Below are 14,399 nucleotides of genomic sequence, written 5' to 3'. Positions count from 1 at the left end.
CTTTAACTATTTACAAACTCCTGCGTTAATACAGCAAGCTGTGTCAAACAATCGTTGTAACTAATACTGTCTTTCATTCCTTGTTGCAAGAAGTGATCCAACCTAGGCTTAATAAGAATTGCTTTGTCAATACGAGGATCACTGCCACGTGAATAAGCACCGATCGTTATTAGCTCTTTATTTTCTTCATATAAAGAATATGCCTGTTTCAGTACACGAGCTAATGTTTGGTGTTCATCAGAAGTGACCATTGGCATTACTCGGCTAATTGATTTACTAACATCAATAGCGGGGAAATGACCAGAGTCAGCTAACGGTCGAGATAATACGATATGCCCATCTAAAATAGCTCGCGATGCGTCAGCAATAGGGTCTTGAAGATCGTCTCCTTCTGTTAACACAGTAAAAAAGGCACTTATTGATCCTTGATTATCATTGCCATTACCCGCGCGTTCTACTAAAGCGGGCAATTTGGCAAACACTGAAGGTGGATATCCTTTGGTTGCCGGCGGCTCACCAATCGCTAATGCAATTTCACGTTGCGCTTGAGCAAAACGAGTTAACGAGTCCATTAGCAATAACACATTCATGCCTTGATCTCGGAAATATTCAGCGATCGTGAGTGAGGTTTCACATCCCTTTAAACGCATCAATGGTGAAGCATCAGCAGGGGCTGCAATCACTACGGCACGAGCCCGGCCTTCTTCACCTAAAATCTCTTCAATGAATTCTTTTACTTCTCGCCCACGTTCACCAATTAAACCAACCACAACCACATCGGCATTAGTACCGCGAGTCATCATACCTAACAAGACACTTTTACCCACACCAGAACCAGCAAATAAGCCCATACGCTGTCCTTGACCTACAGTGAGTAAGGCATTAATAGCTTTAATTCCTGTATCAAGTGGTTGTTTAATGGCTTTACGTGAAAGCGGGTTAATACGTGTATTACTGTAACCACTCATGGAGTTAGTTTTCACTTCTCCTTTGCCATCAATAGGATTACCCATACCATCTAAAACACGTCCTAATAATTCCATACCCACCGGAATACCTACCTCTGTTGTTTGAGGTATGACTTTAGCACCAGGTAATACACCCGTTAGACGTTCACTAGGCATTAGGAATAATCGATCATTTGAAAAGCCAACGACTTCAGCATCAATATAGCCATCGTTAGTTTCTACCTTACACATGCTGCCCACCGCCGCACTACAACCAATCGCTTCTAAAGTAAGACCAACTACACGCACCAATTTACCTGCGACAACAGGATGTGTAATGGATTCCCCAACTTGATATTGAGCAATACGTTGCGATAAGTTGTTCATATTAACGTTTCACTGTATCAGTATCGGCAATAAGCCCTGTATCAATATCCGGTTTTTCTTCTGATTGATTTAACTCAGAAGGTGTTGACTTTAAAGAGTCTACTTCAGGGTTATTTAGTCTATTTTCAGCCTTAGCCGAATCAGATTCAGAAGGTTCTGTTTTATTAGCTATATTTTCATCACTTGCAGCTTTTTCAGCTTCCAATAACGCTTGTAACTCATCTTCTGTTTTCATTTCATAATCAAGTGGTTGATCATTATTGATATCACCATCATTACTAACTTCAGGCGTATTTTGATAATTTTCTTTAAGGAAGTTTTTTAATACTTGTTCAATTCGCATTGAGAAGGTGTAATCGATACTAGAAGCTTGTGTATTTATCTGACAATCACCACGTAACAAAGTAGGCTCGGTACGTAAGTCCCAACCTCTCTTTTTACACTCTTCTTCAGAAAAAGCATTTTGTACAAAAATAAGATCGTCTGGGTTAAGTGATATGACAATGATCTGTTCATTAACAGGTAATGCCTCTACGCCTTGTTTTAATGCTTGTAGAATAATTTTAGGATTTACAGTCACTTCACATCTCGCTATTTGCTCAGCAAGATTTGTCGCTAATTTAATTAATTGAAACTCAACACTGTCATCTAATTTTTCAAGTGGATTATGTAATCGAGAAACAAGCTGCTGCCAATGTAGCGTTTGCGCCTCTACTTTTACTTTACCTTCCATTAAACCTTGTTCTACACCTTGAGCAAGTCCTTGTTCATGGCCTTCACTCAAACCTTGTAGGGTTCCATCTTCTATCCCTTTCACAAAACCAGATTCTTTACCTTCATTAAAGCCATCTTCATAGGCAGATGCTCGAATTGACTCTATATCTTCTAATGTTAACGGTTTTGGCGCTTCTTCATTTGATTCGATATTTTCTGGTTGTTGTTTGTGATACCAACTAGCAGGCCGACCAAATAAATCAATTTCACCTTGATCTTGAGAGTCATTGTTTTCAAAATCAGGTAAAACCCATTCTTGAAATTCTTTATCTGTATCAGCAGCCATTCATATACCTTATGCCATTAAAGTGATGCTTAAAAATAGTGATTCAATATTTATTTAAAGTGTTAGATTATAAAAATTCATCTCCACCGCCACCACTTAACATTAACTCTCCAGCATCAGATAACCGACGAGCAATGGTGAGGATCTCTTTTTGTGCACCTTCCACTTCACTAATTCTAATGGGTCCCATTGCTTCAATATCATCAGCCAACATTTCAGCTGCCCGTTTAGACATATTAGCCAATACTTTATTTTTAAGTAGCTCATCAGCCCCTTTCAATGCTAATTGCAATTGATCTGGTGGTACTTCTCGTAATAATGTTTGAATGCCTCGATCATCAACATCAATAAGATTATCAAATACAAACATAAGATCTTGTATTTGTTGACTCATATCTTCATCAGACTCACGTATAGAGTCCATTAAAGGTCCTTCGATAGCCGTATCTAAATAGTTCATGATATTGGCAGCAGCTTTAGCACCACCCATTTTCGCAGCTTGTGCGCCCGCTTGGCCAGCAAACTGTTTCTCCATAATTTCATTTAGTTCTTGTAACGCGGCAGGTTGTACTTCTTCTAAATCAGCAATACGCATCATTAGGTCTAAACGTACTTTTTCTGGGAATTGCGTTAAAATTTCAGCAGATTGTTCTGGATCTAAATAAGATAAAACAATGGTTTGAATCTGCGGATGCTCATTAAGAATGATGCTGGCAACTTGACGAGCGTCCATCCATTTCAACGAATCTAGACCTTTAGAGCCACTACCCAAAATAATTTGATCGACTAAGTTACCCGCTTTATCTTCACCTAAAGCCTCAATCAATGAAGTACGTACAAAGTTTTCACTGTCTAAACCAATGTTGCTGAATTTTTGAATGTCCTCGATAAAAGCACGATGGACACTGCTTACCTTAGCTTGTGATGAATCTTCCAATGAAGCCATTTTCATACCTAATTTCTGTACTTGCTTAGGCTCTAAATTCCTAAAAATTTGGGCGGCATCTGCAGGCGTTAAACTCAACATTAATAACGCAGACTTCTCTACTCCGCTTAGTTCAGTAACATCAAAAGTAACTACTTTAGTTGACTCTTTATTTTTATCGTTATCACTCATCTTCTACCAACCATTCTCTAATAACTTGTGCTGACAACCCTGGCTCATTTGCAACTAAGGCTCTAACGGCTTTTAATAAATCTTCATCTTTATGCAAATCAGGTAATTGTATTTGCCCATTACTAATCCCGAAATCAAGACTTTCATTATTTTCATCAGACAATAACTGTAAATTATCATTTCCTACTGAGCCAATTGCGCCACCTAATTCATAATCTTCAGCTTTTTCTATCGCATCTGGATATAGTAGTTTTTTCATAATTGGACGAACAATTAATAACAAGGTCAAAATAATGACAAACAAGCTACCGCCAAATCTTACGTAACCTTGAAATGTTTCCGTTTCCCAAAAAGCTTCTTCAGCCACAGCTTCCATTTCAGGGCGATTAAAGCTAACAGAAGCCAGTGCCAAAATATCGCCACGCTCTACATTAATACCTAATCCACCTAACAATAACTGTTTAATATTTTCTACTTCTTCAACACTTCTTGGCGAATAAACGACTTCACCAGCATCATTGACTGATTTAATATAATCAAGCGCCACAGAAACAGCGAGGCGATCTACCTTTCCAACTTTATGTTTTGTATGCGTAATAGTAGTATCAACTTCATAGTTTCGTGTTGACTCAGTACGAGAGCTACCATTATTGTTATTATTCGTATTTTCTTCCGCAGCTTCCAACTCTTCAGGAATGGCTCCATTAGCCGGTGGTTGGTTAGATAAAGCACCTGGAACAGAGCCAAAAGACGATGATAATGATGAGGTATCCTCAATTAGCATTTCACTACGTATTGCTTGGTTAGAAGGATTAAAGGTCTTTTTCGTTTCTTCAACAACGGTGAAATCCATGGCTAAATCAACTTCAGAGGCATAATTTGCAATGCCTAAAACAGGGATTAAAATAGCGTCTATTTTTGATTTATACTCTTCTTCACGCTCACGTTGCATACTAAATTCTTTACTTGTTTGCGCAGAGCTTCCGGTACTACTACCTGAATGCAATAAACGACCACGTTGATCGGTTACTGTTACACTATTTGGGGATAACCCTTGTACCGCTGAAGCAACTAAATCAACGATAGAATCAACTTCTTGTCCTGATAATGCATACGATCGCGCTGTAGTAACAACAACAGTCGCACTGGCTTGACGCTCTTTACGTGCAAATACACTTTCTTTTGGAATGGCTAATAAAACTTGAGCATTAGTGACATTTTTCATTTCTTTAATTGCTAATGCTAATTGGCGTTCACGACTTAGTTTTAATCTTTCTTTTTCAACACGTTGACTTACACCAAACCCCATGTCTTGCAATAAAATATCATCGCCATTTTCAGTATTATCGTTTACCAAACCAGCTCGTGTCATTAGCAGTTTAACTTTTTGATATTGATCTGACATAACTGAAACATTATTCCCTTCTAGCTTATAAGGGATTTTTTGTTGATCTAAAAAATCTAACGTAGAAATAAGCTCATCTGTTTGGTAGGTACCTAAAGGGCGATAATCTGCTTCTTTACCCCAAGACCAGATAATGACAACGATAGCTAACACAATTAATAAGCCAATAATCATACTGATTTGTCGCAACACATCCACATTAGAGAAAAATGTCGATATCGATCCTTTTTGTGGTGCTGTTGAGGCACTATCATTATTATCTAACAATAAATTTGCATTATTTTCTGTATCAGGCACAGAGCTTCCTTTTGGCGATTATGTTTAAAGTCATAGGGGATTAAACTGGCATGCTCATTACTTCTTTATAGGCTTCAACCATTTTGTTACGAACTTGTACTGTCGCATCAAATGCTAAGCCTGATTTGTTAGAAGCAATCATGACGTCTGATAAACTAACGTTCTGATCTCCCATCTCAAAACTATTACGCAGTGCTGACGAACTTTGCTGTAAGCCATTAACGTTATCAATTGCTTGTTTAAGCATGGCAGAAAAGTCAGCAGGAGCAGGATTGGTCGCTTTAGAACTTAACTCATTATTTAAGCCTTTTGCTTCTAGGCTTTGTGTTTGTAACTCTTGAAACATTGATGCAGCATTTATATTCATTGTATTTAACCTATTTTTGACACTGATAGTAATAAATAGCAATAACTATGCCAGTTGACTTTTTTAAGACTTGAATGAGTATATTACAAAAAACACATTAACACCTCTAAAGTGGTAACTTATGTTTTATATGAAAAATAATTAAAAAAAAAGACATTAACAACTGTTAATGTCTTTTGAAAAATACAGTGGTTATAAAGAATATTTATTTTGCGTTAACTTTTTCTAATTCTTTATCAAGTTGAAGATCTGCACGTTGTGCTTTGAATTCTTGATATAACAAATCTTTTTGGCCTGAATTCATAGGGCGTTCAGAAGCGTTGACTAAATTTTCAAAAATAGCTTTAGTCGACTCTTGTCCAACACCAACTAATACACATAAGTTATTTTTGTCTGCGATTTTAACGATATCTGTTTTAAGTGAACTTGTACCAATCAATGTTTGTTGTGTAATCTGCTTAGATACACTAGAAAAAGTGGAACCCGATTCAGCGGCTGAAGCCACTTCTATTTTATCTCGATACGTTTTATCCATTCCATTAACACGTGTTTCGATACGCTGTGCTAATGATGCACGTGCATTGGCAATAGCTTGTTGCTTATCAATAGACATATTACCAGACCATAAAACACACTCAGAGACTGCAATACCATCTTCGACTTGAGGGTTTAATATCCAACTTGGGATGTCACCAACAACTGTTTCTTGGATTGGTTCGCTGCTAGAACACGCACTCAACAATACGATCGCAGAAAGACTTAATAAATGAAACTTTTTAGACATAATCATTCCTTAATTAAAATAAAAGTACGCACTCAATAAAGCGAGTTTAGATTGATTCATAAAAATTTAATATAAAAAAATCCCTACCTTAATGAATAAGATAGGGATTTTTATTTGATTTACAATTAACTCATACTGTTAAGGTATGAGTTATAATTTGTAATTAGTCTTTAAATTCAGGGTAAGCTTCAACACCACAATCGTGTAAATCCATACCTGCGTCTTCTTGCTCAGCCGTAACACGAATACCCATTGTTACTTTAATTACATACCAAACAATCCAAGATGCTGCGAATACGAATCCGAAGATAACTGCTGCACCGTATAACTGAGCTGATAATGATGCACCGTCATTTGACATCGGAACAACTAACAGACCAAATAGACCACATACACCGTGTACAGATAAAGCACCTACTGGATCATCAATTTTCAATTTATCAAAAGTAATGATGCTGTAAACAACAATCACACCAGCAACTGCGCCAATCAATGCTGCAAATAGTGGCGATGGAGATAGAGGATCTGCTGTGATAGCAACTAAACCTGCTAATGCACCATTAAGAATCATTGTTAAATCTGCTTTACCCCATTTGAATTTACTTACTAACAATGCTGCGATTGCACCTGTTGCTGCTGCCGCGTTAGTGTTAAGGAAGATAAGGCCTACAGCTGATGCGTTTTCAGCGTCAGAAATTAGTAGTTGAGAACCACCGTTAAAACCAAACCAACCCATCCATAGAATAAATGTACCTAATGTAGCAAGAGGCATGTTTGAACCAGGAATTGGATGAACACTACCGTCTTTGCCGTATTTACCGCGACGTGCGCCTAGTAATAATACCGCTGCTAATGCTGCTGCTGCTCCGGCCATGTGTACGATACCTGAACCAGCGAAATCACTAAAGCCAGCTTCGCTTAAGAAACCACCACCCCAAGTCCAGTAACCTTCCATTGGGTAAATAAAGCCCGTTAGGAATACTGTAAACACTAAGAATGCCCATAGCTTCATACGTTCAGCTACTGCACCAGATACGATAGACATTGCCGTTGCAACGAATACCACTTGGAAAAAGAAATCAGACTCTAAAGAATGATCTGCACCTTCAGCTTGTGTACCGATTAAAGAACCTAAAGAAGGTAACCAACCGCCTGCACTGTTATCAACATACATAATGTTGTAACCCACTAATAAAAACATCGTACAAGCGATTGCATATAACACGATATTTTTAGTTAGAATTTCAGTGGTATTTTTAGAGCGAACTAAACCTGCTTCTAACATGGCAAAACCTGCTGCCATCCACATAACAAGGACACCTGATATTAAAAAATAAAAGGTATCCAACGCAAATCGTAGTTCTGTAACTGTTGTTTCCATAATAGTAATCCTTAACTTATTAAATTTGGTTTAAAGTGCTTCTTCGTCGAATTCGCCAGTACGAATACGAACAACTTGCTCTAATGGCTGAATGAAAATTTTACCATCACCTACTTTCCCTGTATTAGCTGCGCTGATAATAGCTTCAACTAAACGTTCGATATCGTCATCTTTAACCGCAATTTCTAATTTTACTTTTGGTAAAAAATCAACTTGGTACTCAGCACCACGGTATAACTCTGTGTGCCCTTTTTGACGACCAAAACCTTTAACTTCAGAAACCGTCACACCCGCTATGCCGATACTCATTACAGCTTCGCGTACTTCATCTAATTTAAATGGTTTAATAATTGCGGTTAACATTTTCATCATATATTCCTTCAAGGTGTAATTAACGTTAGTTTATGTGTATCTATTAACAACTAACGTGCCAAAAAATATAAACATTAAATAACAATAACTTACAATTAAATTTATAATTCACATTAATTTTATCGCACCAGTTTGGTGCAGTAATCATAATTGGAACGCACTGATATGTAACAATTAAATGATCTTCTCCAAAACCAAGATAGAACTTAATCAATATTTGTTTGCCTAAACTTGTTATGCCAATAAAAATGCCCAAACAATTATTTAAAAATATAAAAAGGCATTAAAATTAATCAACTAATCTACTTAGCCCCTTAGCAAATAAAGCTTCATCTGCTATAGTGCGTAACAATTTTTCGACTTAACAACCTTGAAGGTATGTAACATGAAAAAAATAAGCCTACTGCTTATCACTTTCCTATTTAGTATTAATGTGTTTGCCGCTCCGATGATCATCCCTAAAGCTCCATCAATTGCAGCAAAAGGATATTTACTGATCGACTTTGACTCTGGAAAAGTACTGTCTGAAAATAATAGTGAAGAAACATTAGAGCCTGCTTCATTAACTAAAATGATGACTAGCTATATCATTGGACAAGAGCTGAAATCAGGAAACCTCAAACTGACTGATAAAGTCACTATTTCTAATAATGCATGGTCAAAGAATTTCCCTGATTCTTCAAAAATGTTTATCGAGATTGGTAAAGAAGTAACAGTAGAAGATTTAAACCGTGGCATTATTATCCAGTCAGGTAATGACGCTTGTGTTGCAATGGCTGAGCATATTGCTGGTAGTGAGCCTGCTTTCGCAGATTTAATGAATTCTTGGGCATTACAGTTAGGCATGAATGATACGCACTTTGTAAATAGTCACGGTTTACACGCAGATGGACACCATACCACTGCGAAAGATATGGCTACATTAGCCAAAGCGATTATTACTGACGTCCCAAACGAGTATAAAATTTATAGCGAAAAATCATTTAAATACAATGGTATCGTACAATACAACCGTAACGGTTTATTATGGGACAAAAGTTTAAATGTAGATGGTATGAAAACAGGTCACACTAGTGCCGCGGGTTACAGTTTAGTATCATCTGCAACAAAAGATGGTATGCGTTTGATCAGTGTTGTTATGGGTACTCGTTCTGATGATTCACGTAAAGTGGAAAGTAAAAAATTACTTAACTGGGGTTTCCGTTTTTTCGAAACAATTACGCCATATAAAGCAAATGATCAATTAGCGAGTGAACGCATCTGGATGGGTACACAAGCAAATATTCGTTTAGGTGTTCCTGTAGATACACCATTAACTTTACCGCGTAATCAATCTCAAAATTTAAAAGCTGATTTCGTTATTAACAATGAACTACGTGCCCCTATTCAAAAAGGCGATAAAGTTGGCCAAGTAAATTATACTTTAGGTGATGAAGCTATCGCTACTTACGACTTAATTGCACTAGAAACAGTAGAAGAAGGTGGCATTTTCAGTCGTATTATTGATTATGTTAAATTGTTATTTATTGGTTGGTTTGGTTAAAAAAGTCCCCATATATACCTATAGTGTTGATGGTATAGCATTAACCAAATAATCTGAAGTGAGGATAAACCTCACTTTTTAGTTTCAAAGTCTATTTTGCTCAGGAGGCAAGCATGGCATTAAATACTAAATTTGATGAATTATTAGAATTTCCATGTAGTTTGTCATTTAAAGTAATGGGTGTAGCTCATCCACAACTAGTTCCTGACGTTATAAGCGTTATTCAGCTAATAGCGCCAGGTGATTACTCACCTACTGTAAAACCCAGTTCTAAAGGTACTTACCACTCTTTAGCTGTTCCGGTTATTGTAAATAGCAAAGAACATATAGAAGAGATTTATACCGAATTAAATAAACTTGAACATGTTCGTTTTATTTTATAAACCAGCATCTTTATAAGCCAACATAATGACAGCAATCCAAGATAAATTAATCATTCGCTATTTAGGGATTACTCCTTACCAAGAAACGTGGCAAGCGATGAGTAATTTCACTGAACAACGTGATCAAAATACTATCGATGAAATATGGCTAGTTGAGCATTCACCTGTATTTACTCAAGGGTTAGCAGGAAAAGCTGAACATTTACTGACTAATAGCAACATACCGGTCGTAAAAAGTGATCGTGGAGGACAAATCACCTACCACGCTCCCGGCCAATTAATTGCATACTTACTGATTAATATTCGTCGTAAAGATTTTAATGTACGTAGCCTAGTGACCATTATCGAACAAGCAATTATTGATGTTTTAGCCGATCACAATGTCAACGCAACTGCCAAGCCTGATGCGCCAGGTGTTTATGTTGATGGAAGAAAAATTGCATCATTAGGATTAAAAATCCGTAAAGGCTGTTCATTTCATGGTTTAGCGTTAAATGTGGATATGGACCTTTCACCTTTTTTACAAATTAACCCATGTGGTTATGCTGGATTAGAAATGACCCAGTGTCGCGATCTAGGAATAACATCTTCTGTCGCAGAATTATCGCCGTTATTGATTGAAAAATTAAATCAAAATTTACAATACACACAGATAGAGAGCTTCATTAATGAACACTAAGCCAAGCCAATTAACAGCCGGCAACAAACTGCGTGATGCAGATAAAATGTCTCATATTCCAATTAAAGTAATTCCATCTGATAAAGGCACTATCTTAAAGAAACCATCTTGGATGAAGATAAAGCTGGCTGCGGATAACACTCGCGTTAACGAAATTAAAGCTGCGTTACGAAAGAATAAATTACATTCGGTGTGTGAAGAAGCTTCTTGCCCTAACTTAAATGAATGCTTTAACCACGGTACAGCAACCTTTATGATTTTAGGTGACATCTGTACTCGTCGTTGTCCTTTCTGTGATGTTGGCCATGGTAAACCACTTGCTGTTGATGAAAACGAACCTAAAAAACTAGCTGAAACGATAAAAGACATGAAGCTAAAGTATGTAGTGATTACTTCTGTTGACCGTGATGATTTACGAGATGGTGGTGCACAACACTTTGCTGATTGTATTCGTGAAATTCGTCTATTGAATCCAGCTATTAAAATTGAAATTCTAGTGCCTGATTTTAAAGGCCGTATGGATAAAGCATTAGCTTGTTTTGAGAAAGACGTACCTGATGTATTTAACCATAACTTAGAGACAGCACCACACTTGTACAAACAAGTACGTCCCGGTGCTGATTACAAATGGTCATTACAACTATTACAAAAGTTTAAAGAGCAACATCCAACAATCCCGACTAAATCAGGTGTCATGATGGGCTTGGGTGAAACTAATGAACATATTGAAGTTGTGATCAAAGATTTAGCCGCTCACGGTGTGACAATGCTAACTCTAGGCCAATATTTGCAACCTAGCTTACAGCATCTTGCAGTTGAACGTTACGTTCCACCAGCAGAGTTTGATGCTTTAGGTGAAATGGCAAAGTCTGTTGGTTTTGAACATGCTGCTTGTGGTCCATTAGTACGCTCTTCATACCACGCTGACTTACAAGCATCTGGTAAAGAAGTAAAATAAGATAAATGAACGTATCATTATAGAAAGCCTGTTTTGAACAGGCTTTTTATATTAAATCCCCATGAAATATAAATGTATTAACGCAATATCTTCGAATCAAAACAACCCCTTCCAATGAAAAATTTACGCGAATAAAGTTAATACTTTAGAGACTTAACTTATGATGCTTAGAGCTCTACTATCAATTCGCCTACTAACCTAAAAAATAATAATCGAATAAAACACTTCGATTAGAATATTGAACTCAATAAATTTAATGTTCTGTATTTAACTCTTCAATATTTAATAAAAATATTTAAGAGCAATATTTAACAAAAGTTACCGAGTGATTAAGGTATCAATAAAATAGTTTATAAAACTTGTGTGTTTGTATTGTCAAATAATACCGATTACATTAAATATGTTATCTAAATTTTGCGCTGGAAAAAAGTTCAATTCAAGGCTTAAATTGAACCTTTCGAAGGTTAACTTCGTTAATCGTCTATCGGAGAATTAACCAAAAGATATTAATACTTTAATGACGGCTCCCTTTACGAAATTTACAACGAGAAAGTGGGCAGCTTTAACCAGTAAAATAGATACACTATTTATTGTGATGATATAAGTATCTAAATCGACGAAAAAAGCCGTTTAACGAGTAAGTCAACGTATGCTATAGGTTACCTATTTCTTATAAGGGTTAAGCAGATAGCGATTAAGGCGGCTATTGGTGGATATGCTTACAACTTGCTCAACGTTATAAAACGATGCTTTAAAATAGACTTTAAAATATAATAAGAAAATAGTTAATGAGAATAAATAAAGCCTCTACGAGAGAGGCTTTATGAGTTATTAATAGATTATTGTGATCATAATGGCTTATGCATTAAATGCCTTTATGCGTTAGTCAACTTCACCTTATTATTCGAAGCCATAAAAGCCGGGAAAAACAACAATTGAAGCTAATACTAATAACTGCAATCCAATAAACGGAATAACACCTTTGTAAATATCCATCGTTTTGACTTCGGGCGGGGCGACCCCTTTTAGATAAAAGAGACTGAAGCCAAAGGGGGGCGTTAAGAAGGATGTTTGTAGATTCATTGCGATTAAGATAGCAAACCACGTTAAATCAATTCCCATCATTTCAGCGATTGGGTACAGCATAGGAACGACAATAAATGAAATCTCTACAAAATCGATAAAGAAACCAAGTACTAAAATAACCAGCATGGTAATAATTAAAAAGCCCCATTTTTCACCAGGTAAACTAAACATTAACTCTTCAATTAACTCTTCACCACCCGTATAAGAAAATACCATTGAAAAAGCAGTTGCTCCAATAAAGATAGCAAATACCATCGCAGTCACTTTGACCGTTTCAATCGAGGATTCCCACAAGATCTTCCATGAGCATTGTTTATATAAAAGAGCTAATAAAATAGCCCCCACACCACCAATGGCAGATGACTCTGTCGGTGTAGCAATACCGTAAAAGATTGAACCTAATACGGAGAAAATTAACACTAGAGGTGGCGCAATAGCTTTAAACGCAACCAAATAAGGTGCAAATCCTCCAGGACCAGAAAACTCAGACTCAGGTAATGCAGGCGCGGCTTCCGGTTTAAAGTAAGCATAAATTAAAACATATAATATAAACGCACCAACCAATATTGCACCAGGTAATACCGCCGCTCTAAATAGGTCACCAACAGGTACCCCCATTACATCGCCAAGAATAATTAAGATAATAGAAGGAGGTATGATTTGTCCTAATGTACCAGACGCACAAATAACGCCCGTTGCAAGTTTCTTATCGTAGTTGTACTTGAGCATAACAGGCAGAGAAATAACGCCCATTGCAACAACGGAAGCACCAACCACACCTGTTGAAGCTGCTAGCAAACAACCTACGAGAATAGTTGAAACTGCAACACCACCTCTAACACGGCCAAATAACTGCCCCATTGCTTCTAATAATTGCTCTGCTAATTTAGTTTTTTGTAATACGTTTCCCATGAAGATAAACATAGGTACCGCCATCATGATCGAGTTTTCCATGATGCTCATAATACGGTATGGCATAAAGGCGAATAATTCAAAACCCTCAGCAAATACCCCAAAAATTAAGGCTACGCCGCCAAATACAAATGCGACGGGAAAACCCGTTAGTAGTAGCAATAACGCCACACCAAACATTATAATGCCAATCATAAAAAGTCCCTTTTAAATGTCTTGTTTAAGAATGCAGCGAAGATTTTTTATCAACATGCCTAACCCACTAAAAGTAAGTGCGAGAGCAGAAAGAGGGATCATTGCTTTAATTAGCCAGCGATGTGATAACCCACCAGGGTCTCCGCTCACTTCATTCAAACTATAAGATTCCAGTGTAAAGTCATAGCCATACCAAATAACTAGACCACAAAAAGGGAGGAGAAAGAAAATACACCCTAAGCTATTAATCCAAGCTTTGTTTTTATTACTGAGCTTTTCATAAATAATATCAACACGTACATGCCCTTCTTCTTTTAATGTATAAGCAATCCCGAGTAAAAACATTGATGCAAAAATATGCCATTCTAATTCTTGAAAAGCGATAGAACTAGATTTGAAAAAATAACGAGCAACTACATCATAAAAAACATTAATTAATAATAAAATCATCAATGCAGCAGCTATTTTGCCGATAACATCAGAAAAGCGATCGAAGACGTTTTGCAGACTTTCCATTTAAGATAAT

Annotated in this window: 14 protein-coding genes; 4 read left to right on the top strand and 10 right to left on the bottom strand. The window is 36.8% G+C overall.

All coding sequences use genetic code 11. The annotated features are described in order from the left end of the window. Window positions 1–2 precede the first annotated feature (2 nt). The 8 genes from fliI to GQR59_RS01635 all read right to left on the bottom strand — a co-directional run bounded on the left by fliI (window position 3) and on the right by GQR59_RS01635 (window position 8,114). Window positions 3–1,334 (bottom strand): flagellar protein export ATPase FliI, encoded by a 1,332-nt coding sequence (gene fliI / locus GQR59_RS01670; protein ID WP_160060422.1) that lies wholly within the window; start codon window positions 1,332–1,334, stop codon window positions 3–5. Between the two features lies 1 nt (window position 1,335). After that, a complete protein-coding gene (gene fliH / locus GQR59_RS01665; protein ID WP_160060421.1) occupies window positions 1,336–2,394 on the bottom strand; it encodes a flagellar assembly protein FliH in 1,059 nt (352 codons plus the stop codon). Window positions 2,395–2,461: 67 nt separating this feature from the next. Further along, window positions 2,462–3,511: a flagellar motor switch protein FliG gene (gene fliG / locus GQR59_RS01660; RefSeq protein ID WP_160060420.1), complete on the bottom strand. Its 1,050-nt coding sequence runs from the start codon at window positions 3,509–3,511 to the stop codon at window positions 2,462–2,464. After that, window positions 3,504–5,213 carry a flagellar basal-body MS-ring/collar protein FliF gene (fliF, locus tag GQR59_RS01655; protein WP_160060419.1) on the bottom strand — a complete coding sequence of 570 codons (1,710 nt, stop codon included), beginning with the start codon at window positions 5,211–5,213 and terminating at the stop codon, window positions 3,504–3,506. The genes fliG and fliF overlap by 8 nt, the downstream gene beginning before the upstream one ends. 40 nt (window positions 5,214–5,253) lie before the next feature. After that, a complete protein-coding gene (gene fliE / locus GQR59_RS01650; RefSeq protein ID WP_160060418.1) occupies window positions 5,254–5,580 on the bottom strand; it encodes a flagellar hook-basal body complex protein FliE in 327 nt (108 codons plus the stop codon). Window positions 5,581–5,785: 205 nt separating this feature from the next. After that, window positions 5,786–6,364 carry a hypothetical protein gene (locus GQR59_RS01645; RefSeq protein ID WP_160060417.1) on the bottom strand — a complete coding sequence of 193 codons (579 nt, stop codon included), beginning with the start codon at window positions 6,362–6,364 and terminating at the stop codon, window positions 5,786–5,788. A gap of 163 nt (window positions 6,365–6,527) precedes the next feature. Next, a complete protein-coding gene (locus tag GQR59_RS01640; protein ID WP_160060416.1) occupies window positions 6,528–7,745 on the bottom strand; it encodes an ammonium transporter in 1,218 nt (405 codons plus the stop codon). A 30-nt stretch (window positions 7,746–7,775) separates the two neighbouring features. Continuing rightward, window positions 7,776–8,114 (bottom strand): P-II family nitrogen regulator, encoded by a 339-nt coding sequence (locus GQR59_RS01635; RefSeq protein ID WP_160062322.1) that lies wholly within the window; start codon window positions 8,112–8,114, stop codon window positions 7,776–7,778. 388 nt (window positions 8,115–8,502) lie between these two features. Between GQR59_RS01635 and GQR59_RS01630 the strand changes: the two genes are divergently transcribed. The 4 genes from GQR59_RS01630 (at window position 8,503) to lipA (ending at window position 11,680) form a co-directional block, all read left to right on the top strand. Then, the gene (locus GQR59_RS01630) at window positions 8,503–9,660 is read left to right on the top strand and encodes a D-alanyl-D-alanine carboxypeptidase family protein (protein WP_160060415.1); all 1,158 of its coding nucleotides are present in this window, start codon (window positions 8,503–8,505) and stop codon (window positions 9,658–9,660) included. A gap of 113 nt (window positions 9,661–9,773) precedes the next feature. Then, window positions 9,774–10,043: a DUF493 family protein YbeD gene (gene ybeD, locus GQR59_RS01625; RefSeq protein ID WP_160060414.1), complete on the top strand. Its 270-nt coding sequence runs from the start codon at window positions 9,774–9,776 to the stop codon at window positions 10,041–10,043. 25 nt (window positions 10,044–10,068) lie between these two features. Further along, window positions 10,069–10,722 (top strand): lipoyl(octanoyl) transferase LipB, encoded by a 654-nt coding sequence (lipB, locus tag GQR59_RS01620; RefSeq protein WP_160060413.1) that lies wholly within the window; start codon window positions 10,069–10,071, stop codon window positions 10,720–10,722. Continuing rightward, window positions 10,712–11,680, top strand: coding sequence for a lipoyl synthase (gene lipA / locus GQR59_RS01615; RefSeq protein WP_137297521.1), 969 nt, complete (start codon window positions 10,712–10,714; stop codon window positions 11,678–11,680). The genes lipB and lipA overlap by 11 nt, the downstream gene beginning before the upstream one ends. A gap of 900 nt (window positions 11,681–12,580) precedes the next feature. Here the strand turns inward: lipA and GQR59_RS01610 are convergent. Together GQR59_RS01610 and GQR59_RS01605 are read right to left on the bottom strand one after the other, a co-directional pair. Further along, entirely contained in the window at window positions 12,581–13,873 is a 1,293-nt protein-coding gene (locus GQR59_RS01610) for a TRAP transporter large permease (RefSeq protein WP_160060412.1), read from the bottom strand. 12 nt (window positions 13,874–13,885) lie between these two features. Next, window positions 13,886–14,389 (bottom strand): TRAP transporter small permease subunit, encoded by a 504-nt coding sequence (locus GQR59_RS01605; protein WP_160060411.1) that lies wholly within the window; start codon window positions 14,387–14,389, stop codon window positions 13,886–13,888. Window positions 14,390–14,399: the final 10 nt, after the last annotated feature.

Origin of the sequence: Psychromonas sp. L1A2, assembly GCF_009828855.1 — a bacterium.
Classification (GTDB): Bacteria; Pseudomonadota; Gammaproteobacteria; order Enterobacterales; family Psychromonadaceae; genus Psychromonas.
Note: the sequence above shows the minus strand (reverse complement) of the source record. Positions and strands in the feature narration are given on the sequence as shown.

Bases quoted from the DNA above. Each gene is read 5' to 3' on its own strand.
- fliI (WP_160060422.1), bottom strand. From the start codon at position 1,334: ATGAACAACTTATCGCAACGTATTGCTCAATATCAAGTTGGGGAATCC.
- fliH (WP_160060421.1), bottom strand. From the start codon at position 2,394: ATGGCTGCTGATACAGATAAAGAATTTCAAGAATGGGTTTTACCTGAT.
- fliG (WP_160060420.1), bottom strand. From the start codon at position 3,511: ATGAGTGATAACGATAAAAATAAAGAGTCAACTAAAGTAGTTACTTTT.
- fliE (WP_160060418.1), bottom strand. From the start codon at position 5,580: ATGAATATAAATGCTGCATCAATGTTTCAAGAGTTACAAACACAAAGC.
- GQR59_RS01645 (WP_160060417.1), bottom strand. From the start codon at position 6,364: ATGTCTAAAAAGTTTCATTTATTAAGTCTTTCTGCGATCGTATTGTTG.
- GQR59_RS01640 (WP_160060416.1), bottom strand. From the start codon at position 7,745: ATGGAAACAACAGTTACAGAACTACGATTTGCGTTGGATACCTTTTAT.
- GQR59_RS01635 (WP_160062322.1), bottom strand. From the start codon at position 8,114: ATGAAAATGTTAACCGCAATTATTAAACCATTTAAATTAGATGAAGTA.
- GQR59_RS01630 (WP_160060415.1), top strand. From the start codon at position 8,503: ATGAAAAAAATAAGCCTACTGCTTATCACTTTCCTATTTAGTATTAAT.
- ybeD (WP_160060414.1), top strand. From the start codon at position 9,774: ATGGCATTAAATACTAAATTTGATGAATTATTAGAATTTCCATGTAGT.
- lipB (WP_160060413.1), top strand. From the start codon at position 10,069: ATGACAGCAATCCAAGATAAATTAATCATTCGCTATTTAGGGATTACT.
- lipA (WP_137297521.1), top strand. From the start codon at position 10,712: ATGAACACTAAGCCAAGCCAATTAACAGCCGGCAACAAACTGCGTGAT.
- GQR59_RS01610 (WP_160060412.1), bottom strand. From the start codon at position 13,873: ATGATTGGCATTATAATGTTTGGTGTGGCGTTATTGCTACTACTAACG.
- GQR59_RS01605 (WP_160060411.1), bottom strand. From the start codon at position 14,389: ATGGAAAGTCTGCAAAACGTCTTCGATCGCTTTTCTGATGTTATCGGC.